Raw genomic sequence first — 15079 nt, forward strand, 5'->3', positions numbered from 1 at the left:
ACGCGGACGCCCGAGCGCCCGGGCGTCCGCGTGCCGGGACGGCCGGCCCGGCCGGTCAGGCCTCGTCGTCGAGGACGCCCGCGGGTCGTGGCGTGCGCCGCCGGGGGAGGCTCTCGCGGAGGATGTCGTCCAGCCGGTGCGCGCTGCGGTACGCGGTCCACGCGACGACGCCGAGCACGAGCCCGAGCGCGGCGACGAAGAGGCGGGCGTACGCCGGCGGCACGAGCGCCACGGCGTACACGGTGGGCAGCAGCAGCATGAGGCTGAGGTAGCAGACGAGGAACTGCGTGTCCCTGCGGTACTCGAGCTCGGCGCGCACGGCGTCCTCCCGGTCCGGCGGAGTGTCCCCCACTGGATCGGCGCCCGCGGGCGCGGCCTGACGCCGCCGGCCCGGAATTCAGCCGGACGGAGGCCTGCACGCACGACGAGGGGCCGTGCACGTCGGTGCACGGCCCCTCGTCGGCGGTGGTCAGCCGCCCAGCAGGTCCTCGAAGGACGGGACGGCGTCGTACAGCCCGACCGGCTGCGCGGGCTCGCGCTCGGCCATCGTCTCGGCCAGCTCGCGCCCGGCGCGGCGGATGCGGTCGGGCAGCGGCTTGACGTCGTCGCCGCCGCCGTCGGACCAGTCGTCCGTCGCGGCGAACACGCCCGTGCCGACCACGTCGGCGTGCAGGTAGGAGAACAGCGGGCGCAGCGCGAACTCGAGCACGAGGGAGTGGCGGCCCGTGCCGCCCGTCGCGCCGAGCAGCACCGGCATGCCGGCGAGCGCGTCCTTGTCGACCACGTCGACGAACGACTTGAACAGGCCCGAGTACGACGCGGAGAACACCGGGGTGACGGCGATGAGGCCGTCGGCCGCCGCGACCTTCGCGAGCGTCTCGCCGAGCGCGCCGGAGGCGAACCCGGTCAGGGTCGTGTTGACCACCTCGTGCGCGAGGTCGCGCAGCTCGACGGTGTGCACGTGCGCGGTGATCCCGCGCGCGGCGAGCTCGGCCACGGTCGCGTCCGCGAGCCGGTCGGCCAGCAGGCGCGTCGACGAGGGCTGCGAGAGCCCGGCCGAGAGGACGACCAGCGTGCGCTCGGTGCTCATGAGTCCTCCGGTGGTCATCGGGTCACCTCGACGTCGTCCTCGGCCGTGCGGCCGGTCCAGGTGTCCTCGCCCGCGACGTGCTGCTCGCCCACGGTACCGGCGGCACGCGCGGCGGCCACGCGCTCCGCGTGGCTCGGCGGGTTCGCCGGGACGTGCGCGGGGCGGGCCTTCTCGGCCTCCTCGCGCAGGACGGGCACGACCTCGCCCGCGAGGAGGTCGATCTGCTCCAGGACGGTCTTGAGGGGCAGCCCGGCGTGGTCGATGAGGAACAGCTGGCGCTGGTAGTCGCCGACCTGCTCGCGGAACGCGGCGTACCGGTCGATGACCTGCTGCGGCGAGCCGACGGTGAGCGGCGTCTCGCGCGTGAAGTCCTCCATCGACGGCCCGTGCCCGTAGACCGGCGCGTTGTCGAAGTACGGCCGGAACTCGTCCCAGGCCGCCTGCGAGCTCGCCCGCATGAACACCTGGCCGCCGAGCCCGACGATCGCCTGGTCCGCCTGCCCGTGCCCGTGGTGCTCGTAGCGCTGGCGGTAGAAGTTCACCATCGCCGCGGTGTGCTCCATCGGCCAGAAGATCGCGTTGTGCAGGAAGCCGTCGCCGTAGTACGCGGCCTGCTCGGCGATCTCGGGCGAGCGGATCGAGCCGTGCCACACGAACGGCGGCACGCCGTCCAGCGGGCGCGGCGTCGAGGTGAAGCCCTGCAGCGGCGTGCGGAACTTGCCGGACCAGTCGACGACGTCCTCGGTCCACAGGCGGCGCAGCAGCGCGTAGTTCTCGATCGCGAGCGGGATGCCCTGGCGGATGTCCTGCCCGAACCACGGGTACACGGGGCCGGTGTTGCCGCGGCCCATCATGAGGTCCATCCGGCCGTCGGAGATGACCTGGAGCATCGCGTACTCCTCGGCCAGGCGCACCGGGTCGTTCGTCGTGATGAGGGTGGTCGCCGTCGACAGCGTGATGTGCTGCGTGAGGCCGGCCAGGTAGCCGAGCATCGTGGTGGGGGACGACGGCACGAACGGCGGGTTGTGGTGCTCGCCGGTCGCGAAGACGTCCAGCCCCGCCTCGTCGGCGTGGCGCGCGATCGTGAGCATGTTCCGCACGCGCTCGGTGTCGTCCGGGGTGCGGCCGGTGGTCGGGTCGGTGGTGACGTCGCCGACGGAGAAGATGCCGAACTGCATGGTGCGCCTCGCTCCAGGTCTCGATTCATGCGTTTGCATGTACTTGCCTCCCAACAGGGTAGCCCCCGCCGGTATTCCGGCGTCGCCCGGGCGCCGCCCGTCGGGGGCCCGCCCGCGCCGCGGACGGGCGGCGGCGCTACCGTGGGCCGCAGTCCAGGGGAGGGGCGCGCATGGGGGACGAGCAGCTGACGGTGCTGGTGGTCGAGGACGACCCGGACACCGCCCAGTTCGTCCGCACGGTCCTCGAACGGCGCGCCGGCATGGCCGTCACGGTCGTGCACGAGCCGATGTCCGCGCTCGCCGAGGTGGCGCGGCAGACGTTCGACGCCGTGCTCACCGACATCCAGATGCCCGGCATGAGCGGGCTCGAGCTGCTGGGGGAGCTGCGGGCGCACGCCGCGGGCGTCCCCGTCGCCGTCATGACCGCGTTCGCGAGCGTCGACTACGCGGTCGAGGCGCTGCGGCGTGACGCCGACGACTTCCTCGTCAAGCCGGTCTCCGCGGCGGCGCTCGTCGAGAAGGTCACCGCGCTCGCCCGCCTCGGGCGCACGCGCCGGGAGCAGGCGGCCCCCGCGCAGACGGTGCTCGCGATCGGCGCGCACCCGGACGACGTCGAGATCGGCGTGGGCGCGACGCTCGCCGCGCACGCGGCCGCGGGCGACGCGATCGTCATCCTGACGCTGTCGAGCGGTGCCGTCGGCGGCGACGTCCAGCAGCGCCGCCACGAGGCGCTCGCAGCCGCGGCGCACGTCGGCGCCCGCCTGTTCCTGCACGACTTCGCCGACACGCGGCTCGACCCGGCGGACGGCCTCATCACGACGATCGAGCAGACCATCCGCGAGGTCGAGCCGGCGGTCGTCTACACTCACTCGGCGGCCGACCGGCACCAGGACCACCGCGCGGTCCGCGAGGCGACGGAGGTCGCCGCCCGCCGGGTGCCGACGCTCGCCTGCTACCAGAGCCCCTCGTCGACCATCGCGTTCGCGCCCAGCCGGTTCGTGCCCGTCGACGCCTACCTCGACACCAAGCTGGAGATGCTCGCGGCGTTCTCGTCGCAGGCCCACCGCGACTACCTGGACCCGGAGCTGGTCCGCGCGACGGCGCGGTACTGGTCCCGCTTCGGCGCGGGGGCGCGGTACGCCGAGCCGTTGGAGGTGCTGCGGGAGGGCGCGGTCGTGCGCGGCGCCGCCGGCCCCGGGGCGCGTGCGGCCGGCGTGCCGCGGCCGGCGACGGGCGCGACGACGGGACCGACGGGGGAGGACGAGGGATGACGCGGGTGCTGGTGACGGGGGCCGGCGGCCCGGCGGGGGTCGCGGTGATCCGCTCGCTGCTGCGGCGCGACGACGTCGAGGTGCTCGCCGCCGACATGGACCGCTGGGCCAGCGCCCTGTACCTCGTCGACGCGGACCACCGCCGCCTCGTCCCGCCCGGCCGCGACGAGGGGTTCGTCGACGCGGTGCGGGAGCTGTGCGCCCGGGACCGCGTCGACGTCGTCTTCTGCACCGTCGACGTCGAGCTGCCGCGGCTCGCCGCCGCGCGCGACGACCTCGGCGCGCTGCTCGCGTCGCCCTCGCTCGCGACCCTCGAGACCTGCCTGGACAAGCTCGCGCTCGCGCGCGCCTGCGCGCGGACGGTGCGCGTGCCGAGGACCGAGCTCGTCGGGACCCCGCAGGCGACCTCGGGCTGGGAGTTCCCGGTGATCGTCAAGCCGCGCCGCGGCGCCGGTTCGCGCGGCGTGCGGGTCGTCGCCTCGCAGGCCGAGCTCGACGCGGTGCACGACGAGGAGGACCTGCTGGTCCAGGAGCTGCTGCCGGGCCAGGAGTACTCGGTCGACGTGCTGGCCGGGCTCGACGGCCACGTCGTCGCGGCGGTGCCGCGCGCGCGGCTGCGCGTCGACTCGGGCGTCGCGGTCGCGGGCGTCACGGTGCACGACGAGGAGCTCGTGGCGACCGCGTCCGCGGTGGCGCGCGCGGTCGGCCTCACGACCGTCGCGAACGTGCAGCTCAAGCGCGCGGCGGACGGCACGCCTGCGCTGCTCGAGGTCAACCCGCGGTTCCCGGGGGCGATGCCGCTGACGATCGCGGCGGGGGTGGACATGCCGTCGCTGGTGCTCGACGCGGTGCTGGGGCGTCCCGTGCCCGAGCGGGTGGACTTCCGGGAGGTGGCGAACGTCCGCTACCTCGAGGACGTGTTCCTCGGCGTCGCCGACGTGCTGCCCGCGCGGTGAGGAGCATGCCCGCCGACCTGCGCCGCGGCGACCACCACGTGCACTCGACGTTCTCCGACGACGCCGTCAGCACCCCCGCGGAGAACCTCGACGCCGCCCGCCACGCCGGGCTCGAGGTCGTCCGCATGGTCGACCACGTGCGGGTCTCGACGACGTACGTGCCGGACTTCCTCGCGGCCGTCGCGGCGCTGCCGGCCGTCGAGGGCCTGCGCGTGCTCACTGGCGTGGAGGCCAAGATCCTCGACGTCACGGGGCGGATCGACGCCCCGCCGGAGGTCCTCGCGGCGCTGGGCAGGCCCGGCGGCGCCGACCGGGTGCTGCTCGCGGACCACCAGCTGCCGGGCCCGGACGGCCCGTGGAGCCCGCGCGTCGTGCGCGAGCGCCGCGAGGCCGGGCTCGCGGCGGCGGACGTCGTCGAGCTGCTCGTCGTGGCCACCGTCGCGGCGATGCGCGCCGCCGGCCGCGCGCAGCTCGCCCACCCGTTCTCGATCCTGCCCAAGGTGGGGCTGTCCGAGGAGGACGTGAGCGACGAGCACCTCGACGCGCTGGCCGCCGCCGCGGTCGCCACCGGCACGACCGTCGAGGTCAACGAGAAGTGGCGTTGCCCCGGCCCGCGCGTGCGCGAGCGGCTGGCGGCCGCCGGCGTCGTGCTGGTCGGCTCGACCGACGCGCACGAGGCGGGCGACGTCGGCGTCTACCGGTGGGTGGGCGCATGAGCGTCACGCACGACGTCCTCGTCGCGCTGTGCGTCGCGAGCGTGACGCTCGCGATGGTCCCCGTGGCCGCCGGCGTGTACCAGTACGTGCTCGTCCCGGTGCACGCCTTCCGGAACCACCTCGACCGCGCCGCGCCGTCCCTGCCGCGGGTCGTGGTCGTGGTGCCGGCGTGGAACGAGGGCGCCGTGATCGGCGCGTCCATCGACCGGCTGATGGCCCTCGAGTACCCGCCCGACCGGCTGCGCGTCGTCGTCGTGGACGACGCGAGCACCGACGACACGCCCGACGTCGTGCGGGCCAAGGCGGCCGCCCACCCGGGCCGGGTGGTCCACCTGCGCCGGGAGCAGGGCGGCCAGGGCAAGGCGCACACCCTCAACCACGGCATCGCGCACGCGCTCGCGGACGACTGGATGCAGGCGCTGCTCATCATGGACGCCGACGTCATCTACCGGCCGGACTCGCTGCGGCGGATGACCCGCCACCTCGCCGACGAGCGCGTCGGGGCCGTGACCGCCTTCATCCGCGAGGGGAGCGCCCACCCCGGCGCCGTCTCGCGGTTCATCGGCTACGAGTACGTGACGGCGCAGGCCGCGGCGCGCCGCGCGCAGAACGTCATGGGAGCGATGGCGTGCCTGGCGGGCGGGGCGCAGCTGCACTCGCGCGCGAACCTGGAGGCGATCGGCGGCGCGGTGGACACCTCGACGCTCGCGGAGGACACGTTCACCACGTTCCTCACCCAGCTCGACGGCCGCCGGGTCGTGTTCGACGGGTCGGCGGTCGTGCTCGCGGAGGAGCCCGACTCGGTCGCCGCGCTGTGGAAGCAGCGGGTGCGCTGGGCGCGCGGCAACGCCCAGATCACGAACCGGTTCTCGCACGTGTGGATGCGGCCGGGCAGCCCGCTCGGCCGGTTCGACTTCGGCCTGGTCTGGTTCTCGGTGTTCCTGCTGCCGCTGTTCATGACGCTCGCGACGCTCGGCTTCGTCGGGCTCTACCTGCTGGAGCCGGACGTCGCGCGCGCGACCTTCGGCCGGTGGTGGGCCGTGGGCGTCGTCGCGTACGTGTTCATCACGACGACGGGCCTGCTCATCGACCGGGACACGGCCCGACGGTCGTGGTTCGAGGCGCTCACCTTCCCGGGTCTCGGGGCGCTGGTCGTCATCTCGGCCGCGTTCTGGCCGATGTGGTGGACGGAGACGGTGCCGGGGTGGTTCGACCTGCACCTGCTGCCGGTCGGCGTCACGGCGTGGACGCTCGTCTTCTACTCCTGGCCCGTCCTCGCGATGGTCCTGGCGTGGGGCGTGCGGGCCGCGGAGACGACGCGCGCGCTGCGGTGGCTGTCGCGGCCGCTGCTGTACGTGGTCGGGTTCGGCCCGGTGCTGTGCGCCATCACGCTCGACGCGTACGTGCGCGAGTGGCGCGGGGCGGCGGCGGTGTGGGACAAGACGGAGAAGACGGGACGGGTGCTCGGGTGAGCGCGCGCGAGGAGGCAGGCCGATGACCGACCAGGAGCGGTACTGGGCGACGCTGACCGACGAGGCGCTGCGCGACGAGATCGAGGCGAACCGCCGCTCGGAGCGCTGGATGCTGGGCGTCGGCCTCATCTCGCTGCTCGTCACGGGCGCGGTCGTGCTCGCGCGCCTGGTGCTGGCGTGACGCGCGCCCTCGTCGTCGACGACGAGCCCGACGAGGCCGCCCTCCTGGCGACGCACCTGCGCCGCGCGGGCTGCGACGTCGACCTCGCGGCGAGCGGCGAGGAGGCGCTGGCCTCGGACGTCCTCGACGCCCTCGACGTGGTGTTCGTCGACCTGCGGCTGCCCGGCATGGGCGGCTGGGAGCTCGTGCGCGCGCTGCACGAGCGGGCCCCCCGCCTGCCGGTCGTCGTCGCGTCGGTGCTCGACGAGCAGGACTACCCCCCGGCCACCGTCGCGCTGCCCAAGCCGTTCACGGGCTCGGCGGTCCAGCGGGCTCTCGACGAGGCGCTCGGGGGCGAGGCGGCGGGCGGCGATGCCTGACCGCCGCCGCGGCGTCAGCGCGCCCGACGAGACGCCCGGCGGGACGCCCGGCGGGGCGCCCGACGGGGCGAGGCCGGACGAGGAGCGCGCGGGCACCGCGGGATCCGGCACCCGCGACATGACCGCCCCGGCCCGGCCCGCGCCCGACGAGCCGTCGCCCGGGCCCGCCCTCCCCGCCGACGCCGAGACCGCGCCCGCCGGTGCGGCCGGGGCGATGGTCGACCGGCTGTCCCGGCTCACCGACGCGCTGACCACCGGGCTGGGGCGCAACGGCGACGTGGTGCTGCGCCAGCTGCCGTTCACGGGCCTGTTCCTCGTCGCGCTCGTCACGCTCCCGGTGCTGCAGGACGTCCGGTCCCTCGGCGTGGGTGCCGCCACGGTGCTGGCCCTCGGCCAGCTGCTCCTCGCGGTGCTCCTGCCGTGGCGGCGGTGGCCCGACTGGTGGCAGGACGCGCTGCCCGCGCTCCAGATCGTCGCCGTCGCCGTGCTGCGCGGCGCGACCGGCGGCCCGCAGTCGCTCTACACGTCGATGGTCTTCGTGCCGGTCATCGCGCTCGCCGCCCGGCCCGGCCGGCGCGGCCCGGTGCTGGGGGCGACCGGCGCCGCGGCGGTCATCCTCGGGCCGGTGCTCGTCGACCCGCGCCTCGAGCTCACTGCGTCGGTGCTCGTCCGGGGCGCGTTCGTCACGCTCGTCGCCGGCGTCATCGCCCTCACCGTGCACCGCGTCACCGACCGCCTGCGCGCGCAGACGGACGAGGCCCGCGCGCTGCGCGACGTCGAGCAGGACCTGCGTGCCCGTCTCGAGGCGGACGCCGTGGAGCTCGCGCGCGTGTCGGACCTGCGCCGGCAGGCGCGCGACCAGCTCGTCTCCGTCATCGACTCCGCGACCGAGCAGGCCATCATCGCGACGGACGCGGCGGGCGTCGTCGAGGTCTTCAACCGGGGCGCCGAGCGGCTGCTCGGGCGGTCCGCCGCCGAGGTCGTCGGCGTGGTGTCCCTGACCGACCTGCACCGTCAGGACGAGCTCGAGGCCCGCTGGAACGCGATGTTCGCGGACGCCGCGCCGGCCGACGACCCCCACCTGCTCATCGAGGCGCTCGTCGCGCCGGCGCTCGCCGGCCGCCCCGAGACGCGCGACTGGACGTACGTGCGCCGGGACGGCTCGCACGTCGTCGTCCGGCTCGCGATCACCCGCCGGGTCGACGTGGACGGCACCGTCGTCGGCTACGTCGTCGTCGCCACGGACGTCACGGCGGAGCGGGAGGCGTCGGCGCTCAAGGAGCAGTTCGTCTCGCTCGTCAGCCACGAGCTGCGCACGCCGCTCACCTCCGTGCTCGGCTACCTCGAGCTGCTCGCGGACGAGGACCTCACGGACGAGCAGCGCGAGTACGTCACCGTCATCGAGCGCAACGCCCGGCGCCAGCTGCGGCTCGTCGGGGACCTGCTGCTGACGGCGCAGGTCGACGCCGGCACCTTCTCGGTCTCGCCGCAGCGGGTCGACGCCGCCGACATCGCCCGGGCGTCCGCCGAGTCCGCGGGCCCCCAGGCGGCGGCCGCCGGCGTCGCGGTCGAGACCGACCTCACGCCGTCGCCGGTCGACGCCGACCCGGTGCGCCTCGCGCAGGCCGTCGACAACATCCTCTCCAACGCCGTGAAGTTCACGCCGTCGGGCGGGACCGTGCGCCTCGTCGTGGGCCCGGACCGGCGCGGCGAGCCCGGTGGCGTGCGGCTCACCGTGACCGACACGGGCATCGGGATCCCGCCCGACGAGCTCGAGCGGCTCACCCAGCGCTTCTTCCGCGCGTCGACCGCGACCCGCCGCGCCATCCCCGGGATCGGCCTCGGCCTGTCCATCGCGAAGGCCGTGGTGGACGCGCACGGCGGCGAGCTGCAGATCACGAGCACCGTCGGCGAGGGGACCGCGTTCACGATCGCGCTGCCGCCGCCGGTCTGAGGCGCGGGACGCGGGCGGCCCGCCGCGCGCGAACGGGATGTATCGGACGGGCGTCCGGCTCCTCCTCCTGGATCGTGCGCCCCGCCTCGGGGCGCTGCCCAGAGCCCGGTGCGCCCCGCGCACCCGTCCCGAAGGAACGCCATGACCGTCCTCACCCCCGACACCGACCGCCGCCCGCGCACCGCCGACACCCTCGTGCGCGCGCTGGAGGAGGTCGCCCCGCTCGTGCACCGTCCCGGCAGCGACCGCTACGCCGCGCTGACGCGCACGCTCAACCTCGCCGTCGCCGTCCGCCCGCTCGCCGTCGTCGAGGCGGCGGGCCCGGCCGACGTCTCCGCCACCGTGCGCCTGGCCGCCGCGTTCGGCGTGCCCGTCGGCGTCCAGAGCACCGGGCACGGTGCGACCGAGGAGATGGCCGGCGCCGTGCTGGTGCACACCGGGTCGCTCGACGAGGTGACGGTGCACGCCGACGAGCGCTGGGCGCGGGTCGGCGCGGGCGTCCGGTGGCAGACCGTGCTCGACGCGGCCGCGCCGCACGGGCTCGGCGCGATCTGCGGCTCCTCGCCCGACGTGGGCGTGGTCGGGCTGCTCACCGGCGGCGGCGTCGGGCCCCTGGTCCGCTCGCACGGCCTCTCGGCGGACTACGTGCGCGCCTTCGAGGTCGTCACCGGCGACGGCGTCGCCCGCCGCGTGACCGCGACGGACGAGCCCGACCTGTTCTGGGGCCTGCGCGGCGGCAAGGGCACGCTCGGCATCGTCACCGCGGTGGAGCTCGACCTCGTCGAGCTGCCGACGTTCTACGGCGGCACCGTGATCTACGACGGCGACGACGCGGCGGCGGTCGTCCGGACGTGGAGCGCGTGGTCCACGCTGCTGCCGCAGGAGGGCACCACGTCCGTCGCCGTCATGCGCCTGCCCGACCTGGAGATCGTGCCCCCGCCGCTGCGCGGCCGCACCGCCGTCGCGCTGCGGTTCGCGTGGGTGGGCGACCCCGTCGTCGGCGAGGAGCTGCTGCGCGCGATGCGGGCGGTCGCCACGCCGATCCTCGACGACGTCGCCGTGCTCCCGTACGCCGCGGTCGGCGCCGTGCACAAGGACGCCGTCGAGCCGATGCCGCTGCACGAGGCGTCGATGCTCCTGGAGGACTTCGACCTGGACGTCGCGGACCGGTTCCTCGAGCTCGTCGGCCCGCAGGCGCCGTGCCCGCTCGCGCTCGTGGAGGTCCGCCAGCTCGGTGGCCGCCTGCGGACGGGCGACGACTGCGCCTTCGCGCACCGGGACGCCCCGTTCCAGGTGTTCGCCGCGGGCATCGCGATCCCCGAGATCGCGCAGGCCGTGATCGGTGCGACCGCCACCCTGCAGCAGGGGCTCGCGCCGTGGGCGCGCGACGGCGGGATGCCGAACTTCACGGTCAGCGCCGGACGCGCGTGGGCGGAGCGGGTGTTCACGCCGGCGGTGGTCGACCGCCTCGCGGCGCTGTCGCGCGCGCACGACCCGGCGGGCGTGCTGCTCGCCGCGCGGGGCGTGCGAGCCTGAGCGGGCCGCCCCGCGGCGCCGCACGGTGCCGCGGGGCGCTCAGCCGCCGTCGCGCAGCACGAGGTCGTCGTAGGGACGCTTGCGGCTCGAGCGCTCGGCGCGACGGCGGCGCGCGTCGTACAGGGACAGCACCTCGAGCGTCGCGAGCGCCAGCAGCGGCGGCACGAGCATCGTCGCCCGGCCCGCGGGCGAGGTGGCCCACTGCAGCACCCAGCCCCAGCCCTGGTACCAGTGCAGGACGATCCCGCGGACCCGCGTGAACGGCGTCATGTTGACGTCCTCGGTGGGGTTCGCGTCGCCCTTCGTCTTGATGTACTGGATCTGGACGGGCTTGCCGTCCGGGCCCTCCACCGGTTCCGAGCGTCCGGTCGCCTCGTTCGTGCGCAGCTGCGGCAGCGTGTGCAGCGCGGTGATCTTGTGGGTCACGAGGTGGTTGGAGTCCACCGGCCAGAACGAGACGATCTGGCCGACCTTGAGCTGCGACGGGTCCGTGAGCTGGCGCATGACGACGAGGTCGCCCGCGTCGAACGTCGGCGCCATCGAGCCGGACGTCACGATCATGAGGCTCTGGTTGCGGACCTGGAACGACAGCGGCACCAGCAACGAGACGAGGTACGCGCCGACGCCCACGCCGACGACCGTCCAGAGCACCGCCGTCAGCGCGCGCCGCCACCACGGGCGGGGAGGGCGCGGCGGGGCCTTGGGCTGCACGTGCCGCCACGACGGGTCGGACGGGCGCGCGCGGCGCTCGATGGCGGCGGCCGTCGGGTGGAGCGGTGCGCGGGGCACGACGCGTCAGTCGCCGAACGCGTGCTGCACGGCGTCGAAGGTGAGGACGACGTCGGACGTCGTCGCCTGGAACGCGTTGCCGGCGTCGGCCATGTCGACGCGGAAGCACAGCGACTGGCTGGCGCGCGAGGCGAGGGAGCGGCTGCCCGTGCCGGCGATCACCCCGGGCTCGCCGAACAGCACGGCGTCCGAGCCCGACAGGCCGACGCCCGTGTCACCGAGCGGCGTCGCCGTCTCGGTCGTCGCGAGCGTGCACTGGCCCCCCGACAGCGCGTAGGCCCGCAGGCGCAGCACGTCGGAGAGGTCGGCGGTCTGCCCGGCGCCGTCGTCCGCGCGGTACGAGACGGCGTACCAGTACGCCAGGGAGCCGGAGTTCGTCACCGTCACCGGCGCGACCACGGCGCCGCCCGGGAGCATCCCGCCGGTCGGCATCGTGAAGGACAGCTCGCTCGCGGTGATGTCGATCGTGCCGGTCTCGATCGGCGCGCTCGTCGTGGCGTTGTCCGTGAACAGCGCGTTCGTGGTCAGCACGCTCGCACCCGCGACCGCCATGGCGATGATCGCCGCCGACGTCCAGAGCCGACGACGGCGCCCGCGGTCGTGCGCGGGCGGGGCCGGGTCGATCATCTCCTGGAGGATGTCGTCCATCATGGCGGGCTCCTGGCGTCGGGTGCGGGGGCTCGGAGGTCGGGGGTCGGCGCGAGTCGCGCCGGGTGCTGTCCGGTCGGCGGTGGCCTGGACAGGGACTGGGCTCGGGAGTCCATCGGCACCCGGGCCGTGAACCTTGAGGATTCTGCCGCGAGATCACCCCGGCGCGGAGCCGGCGCGCCCGGGGCGTGACGCGACGGCCGGGTCCAGCGGACGGCCCGCGCGCGGCGGCTCGTCGGCGAACAGGCCCTCGGCCGGGCGGGCGTGCGCGTACAGGAAGCCCTGCGCGCGGTCGACGCCCAGCCGCCGCAGCGTGCGCGCCGTCTGCTCGTCCTCCACGCCCTCGGCGACGACCTGCATGCCGAACGAGTGGGCGAGGTCGACCATCGCCTTGACCACGGTCTGCGCGCCGCGCCGGCCGCCGTCGCGCAGGTCCGCGACGAACAGCCGGTCGATCTTGAGCTCGTCGACGGGCAGGTCGCGCAGCTGCGAGATCGAGGTGTTGCCGATCCCGAAGTCGTCGATCGCGACCTTGACCCCCAGCTCGTCGAGGCGGTCCAGCACCGGCACGACGCGCGAGGGGTCGGAGACGAGCGCCGTCTCCGTGATCTCGACCGTGAGCAGGCTGGACGGCAGCGCGTGCCGCGCGAGCAGGCCCTCGATGACCGCGACGACCTCGTCGGACGCGACGTCGTGCGCCGACAGGTTGACCGCGACCGGCGTCTCGCGGCCCTCCTCGCGCCAGCGGGCCAGCTGGGCGCACGCCGTCGCGAGCGCGAACCGCGTGAGCTCGTGGATGAGGCCCGACTGCTCGGCGAGCGGGATGAAGACGTTGGGGGAGAGCAGCCCGCGGGTCGGGTGCTGCCAGCGCATGAGCGCCTCGTAGCCGATGGTCTCGCCGGTGCCGAGCTCCAGCTTGGGCTGGTAGTGCAGCACCAGGCCGTCCTCCTGGCTGCCCTCCGGCTCCAGCGCGCGGTGCAGGTCCCCGAGCAGGACGAGCCGCGACGGCGAGGAGTGGTCCTCCTCGGAGGAGTAGACGGCCACGCCGGTGCGGTGGTGCTTCGCGGTGTACATCGCGACGTCCGCGGTCCGCATGAGGGACGAGGGGTCGTCGGCGTGGTCGGGCAGGCACGCGACCCCCACGGACGTCTCGACGTGCAGCCGCATCTCGCCGAGCTGGAACGGCGGGCCGAACAGCGCCCGCACCCGGTGCGCGAGCCGCTCGGCGTTGCGCACGCTGCCGACGTCGGGCAGCAGGATCGCGAACTCGTCGCCGCCGAGGCGCGCCACGACGTCGTCGTCGCGCAGCGCGCCGCGCAGGCGCTCGGCGACCTGCTCCAGCAGCTCGTCGCCGTGGTCGTGCCCGAGCGAGTCGTTGATGTCCTTGAACCGGTCGATGTCGAGCAGGACGAGGCCGACCCGCCCGCCCGAGGTCTGCTCGGCGGCGGCGACGGCCCGCGCCATCCGGTCGGCGAGCAGCCGGCGGTTCGGCAGGCCGGTGAGGGAGTCGAGGAGCGCGAGGCGCGCGTTCTCCAGCGCCGTGGCCTGCAGCCGCTGGGAGGTCGAGTACACCGTGCGGAACAGCACCAGCCACAGCAGGACGAGCCCGCCGGCCGCGACGAGCGTGACGGTCCGCACCGCCTGGTTGAGCGCCCGGGCCGACGCGGTGTGGTCGAGCTGGACCTCGGCGGCGCCGATGACGGCCCGCTCGCCCACCGGGCCGTCGTCCGGGGCGAGCGTGTCCGCGCTCGTCACCGGCACGTACACGTCGAGCACCGTGCGCTCCACGCCCTCCTGCTCGTCGGCGGAGTGGCTCTGCACGTCGACCAGGACGCGCGCGTCCGTCTCGCCCTCCGTGACGACGTGGTTGAGCCGGTCGGTGTCCGGGAAGGCCGTCTGGTCGCCCTGCGCGCTGTACAGCAGCTCGCCCGAGGCGCTCCACAGCCGCAGCTCGACGAGGCGCGACCCGAAGCCCGAGATCGCGCGCGTCACGTCCTCGCGCTGCTGGGACGTGAGCGGCCCGGTGGTGAACACCTGCGCGGGCAGCGGGGCGGCGGCGTAGGCCATGGCGGCCTCGGCGGACGCGGTGCCGTCGCGGATCGCCTGCTGGCTCATCACGCGGCCCGTCACCCACACGAGGGCGCAGCCCAGCAGGGTCATCGCGACGAGGCTGATGACGGCGAACTGGCGCGTCAACGACCAGCGCCGACGCCTCGTCCTCGCCACGGTGCCTCCGTCCGCCGGTGCGCCGCGGGGGTGCGCACCTGCGTCGAGGGTAGGCGCACGCCCGCCCGCGGGGCGACGCAGGTCGCCCGAGCGGCCGCGGGCGAAAAATCCTGACCCGTCCGGCGGCGCCCCGGGAGGACCCGGACGAGCCGGGCGCCGCGCGTGCCCGGCGCCGGGAACGCCCGCCGGTCGCCGACGGTTGAGGAGCGTGCGGCCCGGCGACCGTGCCGGCCGCAGGAGGAGGGGCGATGGCGTACGAGGTGACCAAGACCGACCAGGAGTGGGCCCTGGAGCTCGAGCCGCAGGAGTTCGCCGTGCTGCGGCGGGCCGGCACGGAGCGGCCGTGGACCGGCGCGCTGCTCGGCGAGCACCGCGAGGGCGTCTACCGGTGCCGCGCGTGCGGCAACGAGCTGTTCCGCTCCGACACGAAGTTCGACTCGCACTGCGGGTGGCCGAGCTTCTTCACGCCGCTGGCGGCGGACCGCGTGGAGCTGGTCGTCGACCGCTCGCTCGGCATGGTCCGCACGGAGGTGCGGTGCGCCCGCTGCGGGTCGCACCTGGGGCACGTCTTCGACGACGCGCCGCAGACGCCGACGGGGGACCGGTACTGCATGAACTCGGTGAGCCTGACGTTCGAGCCGGCGGCCGGCTGACCTCGGGCGGGCCCGCGCGGCGCCGGTCGCGCGGGCCTCGGCACGTCGGG

At 75.3% G+C, this 15079-nt stretch carries 15 protein-coding genes; 9 read left to right on the forward strand and 6 right to left on the reverse strand.

The window, feature by feature from the left end:
• Positions 1-55 precede the first annotated feature (55 nt).
• From HGCM_RS07230 to HGCM_RS07240, 3 genes are all read right to left on the reverse strand, one after another.
• On the reverse strand, positions 56-319 hold the full coding sequence (locus HGCM_RS07230; RefSeq protein ID WP_019136183.1) for a hypothetical protein: 264 nt from the start codon (positions 317-319) through the stop codon (positions 56-58).
• 150 nt (positions 320-469) lie between these two features.
• On the reverse strand, positions 470-1090 hold the full coding sequence (locus HGCM_RS07235; protein ID WP_019136184.1) for an FMN reductase: 621 nt from the start codon (positions 1088-1090) through the stop codon (positions 470-472).
• A 14-nt stretch (positions 1091-1104) separates the two neighbouring features.
• Entirely contained in the window at positions 1105-2268 is a 1164-nt protein-coding gene (locus HGCM_RS07240) for an LLM class flavin-dependent oxidoreductase (protein ID WP_019136185.1), read from the reverse strand.
• Positions 2269-2438: 170 nt separating this feature from the next.
• On the opposite strand from HGCM_RS07240, the gene HGCM_RS07245 reads away from it, so the two are divergent.
• From HGCM_RS07245 to HGCM_RS07280, 8 genes are all read left to right on the forward strand, one after another.
• Positions 2439-3539 carry a response regulator gene (locus HGCM_RS07245; protein ID WP_019136186.1) on the forward strand — a complete coding sequence of 367 codons (1101 nt, stop codon included), beginning with the start codon at positions 2439-2441 and terminating at the stop codon, positions 3537-3539.
• Positions 3536-4495: an ATP-grasp domain-containing protein gene (locus tag HGCM_RS07250; protein ID WP_019136187.1), complete on the forward strand. Its 960-nt coding sequence runs from the start codon at positions 3536-3538 to the stop codon at positions 4493-4495. The genes HGCM_RS07245 and HGCM_RS07250 overlap by 4 nt, the downstream gene beginning before the upstream one ends.
• Before the next feature lie 5 nt (positions 4496-4500).
• Positions 4501-5211, forward strand: a complete 711-nt coding sequence (locus tag HGCM_RS07255) for a PHP domain-containing protein (protein ID WP_019136188.1) — start codon at positions 4501-4503, stop codon at positions 5209-5211.
• Positions 5208-6683, forward strand: a complete 1476-nt coding sequence (locus HGCM_RS07260) for a glycosyltransferase family 2 protein (RefSeq protein WP_019136189.1) — start codon at positions 5208-5210, stop codon at positions 6681-6683. The genes HGCM_RS07255 and HGCM_RS07260 overlap by 4 nt, the downstream gene beginning before the upstream one ends.
• Before the next feature lie 22 nt (positions 6684-6705).
• The gene (locus HGCM_RS19380; RefSeq protein WP_019136190.1) at positions 6706-6864 is read left to right on the forward strand and encodes a hypothetical protein; all 159 of its coding nucleotides are present in this window, start codon (positions 6706-6708) and stop codon (positions 6862-6864) included.
• A complete protein-coding gene (locus HGCM_RS07270) occupies positions 6861-7223 on the forward strand; it encodes a response regulator (protein ID WP_019136191.1) in 363 nt (120 codons plus the stop codon). Before HGCM_RS19380 ends, HGCM_RS07270 begins: the two co-directional genes overlap by 4 nt.
• Positions 7216-9177 carry an ATP-binding protein gene (locus HGCM_RS07275; RefSeq protein ID WP_019136192.1) on the forward strand — a complete coding sequence of 654 codons (1962 nt, stop codon included), beginning with the start codon at positions 7216-7218 and terminating at the stop codon, positions 9175-9177. Before HGCM_RS07270 ends, HGCM_RS07275 begins: the two co-directional genes overlap by 8 nt.
• A gap of 141 nt (positions 9178-9318) precedes the next feature.
• Positions 9319-10713 carry an FAD-binding oxidoreductase gene (locus tag HGCM_RS07280; protein ID WP_019136193.1) on the forward strand — a complete coding sequence of 465 codons (1395 nt, stop codon included), beginning with the start codon at positions 9319-9321 and terminating at the stop codon, positions 10711-10713.
• 39 nt (positions 10714-10752) lie between these two features.
• Here the strand turns inward: HGCM_RS07280 and HGCM_RS07285 are convergent, their stop codons facing one another.
• The 3 genes from HGCM_RS07285 to HGCM_RS07295 form a co-directional block, all read right to left on the reverse strand.
• A complete protein-coding gene (locus tag HGCM_RS07285; protein ID WP_019136194.1) occupies positions 10753-11502 on the reverse strand; it encodes a signal peptidase I in 750 nt (249 codons plus the stop codon).
• A gap of 6 nt (positions 11503-11508) precedes the next feature.
• Positions 11509-12153, reverse strand: a complete 645-nt coding sequence (locus HGCM_RS07290; RefSeq protein ID WP_019136195.1) for a SipW-dependent-type signal peptide-containing protein — start codon at positions 12151-12153, stop codon at positions 11509-11511.
• 153 nt (positions 12154-12306) lie between these two features.
• Positions 12307-14376: a putative bifunctional diguanylate cyclase/phosphodiesterase gene (locus tag HGCM_RS07295; protein ID WP_246119441.1), complete on the reverse strand. Its 2070-nt coding sequence runs from the start codon at positions 14374-14376 to the stop codon at positions 12307-12309.
• 248 nt (positions 14377-14624) lie between these two features.
• Here HGCM_RS07295 and msrB point away from each other — a divergent pair, with 248 nt between their 5' ends.
• On the forward strand, positions 14625-15029 hold the full coding sequence (msrB, locus tag HGCM_RS07300; RefSeq protein ID WP_019136197.1) for a peptide-methionine (R)-S-oxide reductase MsrB: 405 nt from the start codon (positions 14625-14627) through the stop codon (positions 15027-15029).
• Positions 15030-15079: the final 50 nt, after the last annotated feature.

The organism is Cellulomonas massiliensis JC225, assembly GCF_000312005.1.
Classification (GTDB): domain Bacteria; phylum Actinomycetota; class Actinomycetes; order Actinomycetales; family Cellulomonadaceae; genus Cellulomonas; species Cellulomonas massiliensis.